The organism is Roseiarcus sp. (assembly GCF_052145395.1).
Lineage (GTDB): Bacteria > Pseudomonadota > Alphaproteobacteria > Rhizobiales > Beijerinckiaceae > Roseiarcus.
The window spans coordinates 1-2,893 of record NZ_JBKQOT010000097.1 but is presented as its reverse complement, the minus strand read 5'-3'; the positions used below and the strand labels follow the sequence as shown (position 1 = coordinate 2,893).

Annotated in this window: 2 protein-coding genes and 1 pseudogene; all 3 read right to left on the bottom strand. The window is 61.9% G+C overall.

All coding sequences use genetic code 11. From position 1 onward, the window contains the following. A partial coding sequence (locus ACLP25_RS03400) for a potassium transporter Kup (RefSeq protein ID WP_442467823.1) occupies window positions 1-1,694 on the bottom strand: 1,694 nt, incomplete at its 3' end. 487 nt (window positions 1,695-2,181) lie between these two features. Continuing rightward, entirely contained in the window at window positions 2,182-2,352 is a 171-nt protein-coding gene (locus tag ACLP25_RS03395) for a D-arabinono-1,4-lactone oxidase (RefSeq protein WP_442467822.1), read from the bottom strand. Window positions 2,353-2,473: 121 nt separating this feature from the next. Further along, window positions 2,474-2,689: pseudogene (locus ACLP25_RS03390) on the bottom strand (D-arabinono-1,4-lactone oxidase); the annotation flags it as partial. Window positions 2,690-2,893 lie beyond the last annotated feature (204 nt).

Genomic DNA, 2,893 nt, shown 5'->3' with positions numbered 1-2,893 from the left:
GCCTGGGCCAGCCCCTCGGGCACGGTGGGCTGCTCCATGAAGCCGAAGCGAAGCTCGGCCCGGGTAAGTCCCTCTGAAAGAGGCGTGACTTGGATTCTGTGCTCTTCCGCCACCGTAGGGGTCTCCGTCGTAGCTACCGCGACGAGGAGCACGTTCTCGTTCAGAACGTGATTGCACTTCACGTTGTGCGACAACGCGAGCGGAACTCCTTTCGTCATGCGGCCAAGGACGACCGCCGTCCCGGGAATGCGAATAGGCGGATCGCGGCGGAGACGCTCGATGAAGTCCTGAGATCGCTCACGGATCTCGAGACGCACCTTGTCCATGAGTTCTTCGCCTTTGCGCCAAGTCAGCATGAGGAAGGAGATTACGAAGGCGATGAGGAGCGGGAACCAGCCGCCGTCGAGAAGCTTGGTGGAGGTCGAGGCGAAGAACAGGAGATCGAGGGCGAGCAAACTCCCGTTGACCGTGAGGACGAGGAACGGATTGTGCTTCCAGTGCAGCGCGACAAACGTCGCCATCAGCGTGGTGATCGCCATCAGGAGCGAGACGGCGATGCCGAATGCGCCGGCCAATCGGTCAGAGGAGCCGAAGCCGATGGTGGCGGCGAGCGTCGCCGCGGCCAGCGCCCAGTTGACGAACGGCACATAGATCTGGCCGATCTCGCGCCCCTCGGTATGAATGACGTTCATGCGAGGCAGGAAGCCAAGATTGATCGCTTGCTGCGTCATCGAATAGGCGCCGGAGATGATCGATTGCGAGGCGATCACGGTCGCCACGGTGGCAAGCAGGAGCAGCGGATAGTGCGCCCATTCCGGCGCCAGCAGATAGAAAGGGCTGTCCGCGGCGTTCGGTTGAGTCAGCAAGAGCCCGCCCTGGCCAAAATAGTTGAGCGTAAGGCACGGCAGGGCGACGCCGAACCAGGCAATGCGGATTGGCAGCGGGCCAAAATGGCCCATATCGGCGTAGAACGCCTCGCCGCCGGTCACCGCGAGGAACGCCCCGCCAATCACCGCGAAGGCGATCGGACCCGCGCTCGAGAGATAGGTCACCGCCGCCAAGGGATTGAGGGCCGCAAGCACGCCGGGCGCTCTCAGAATCCCCATAACCCCTAGCACACCGATGATGATGAACCAGACGAACATGATCGGCCCGAACAGGCCGCCGATGAATCCGGTGCCTCGTCGCTGGATCACGAACAGTCCGAGGAGGATCGCGACCGTCAGCGGAAGCACGGCGTGCCCGAGTTGCGGCGCATAAATCTTGAGGCCTTCGACGGCGCTGAGGACGGAAATCGCTGGGGTGATGCAGCCGTCGCCGTAGAGCAGCGTCGCGCCGACGAGGCCGACGACGACTACAGCGGCGCGCGCCGAGTTTTTCTTGGCGCGCCTTGGGCTCACCAATGCGAGTAGCGCGAGGATGCCGCCTTCGCCGTGATTATCGGCGCGCATGATCAGGATTGCGTATTTGATCGAGATGACGACGATCAGCGACCAGAAGATCAGCGAAACGATCCCGAGCACGGCCTCGGGCGGAACCGGTCCATCGGGCGCAGCCGCTCTCGCGGCCGTGTTGAGGGTATAGAGCGGACTCGTGCCAATGTCGCCGAACACGACCCCCATGCAGGCAAGCGCCGCCGGGGCCAAAGAACGCCCTGCTTCCTGTGGGGTCGCTTCCTCGATCCGCGCGCTCATAACCATCAGCCTCGCGCGAGAGCAAGACGCTAACACGGATCCGGACGCGGGGTAAACCGCCGGCGGTGCCCGAACGACGGTGAGTCAGGCGGATAGGTACATCGCGCGGTTCAGAAGGAAGACGCTCGGCGGACGGCCCGACGCCGCACAACTCTGGACTTCCGCTATGAGCGGGCCTTTGCCATTTCCGAGGGATGCCGGACGGTAGATGTCCTGCCCAATGCTGCCTTCCACGCCGGCTGAACGTGACAGCTGGATGCGCGAAACCCTACCGTGAAAGCGTCTGATAGTGCGCTTGCCGCCATCTGCACTATCTGGTTTCACGCCGGGGGCTCATCGTGGAGCGTTTGTTCTCAATACCACGCGGTCGCAGCGGTTGCGCAATCCGTCGGATTCTCGGTTCCGACGATCACCGAGATGCCCGCAAACAATCTGAGCGTGGTGTTCCGCCGAATCTGATCGAGACGGTGCACCGACGACCCGTTCGCTACTCGAACAGACTTCTCAAGTGATCGTTCAGGAAGAGGCCTGACGGGTCCATTTTGCGGCGGATCGCCTGGAAGTCATGAAAGCGCGGATAGAGCGACGGCATGTCTTCCGCGCGATTGAAATGCAGCTTGCCCCAGTGCGGTCGCGCTCCGTATTGCCTGAGGATCACGTCGACGTCGAGGAGATAGCGCCAATAGTCGATCCCCGGGCCGCCGGAGACGGAGACCGGAGACGGAGACCGTCACGCTGGCGCGCTGGTAATAAGGGCTCAGCATGCCCCAATCGCCAGCAACGAATCGATATTCCACCGGATAGATGCAATTCGTGTGCGTGGTCAGCATCTGCTCGCGAATCTGCCGCAGGGCCTCCTTGCCGTTCTCGACGGGGATGGCGTATTCGAGTTCGTGGAAGTTCGGGACGTATTCGATCGGGTAGATTTCCGAACTGTAAACGACCCGCTCGAAAGTGTTCTCGTTCGAGTAGGGCGGCTCGTCGGTGTGGTTCATCACCTTCATCTCGCAGACATCGTGCTCGTGCTTGACCGTCGAAACCGCCGCGACGTCGGGCAGGCAGTAGAGATGCCGCAACTCGGCGACCGGACACCAGAAGAAGCTGAAATGGCGATTGTTCGCCGCGAGATCGTCGTGCCTGTCCATGCAGGTCTCGAAATCCTCGCGCCAAAGTCTTTCCTTGAGGTTGTATGCAGAGAC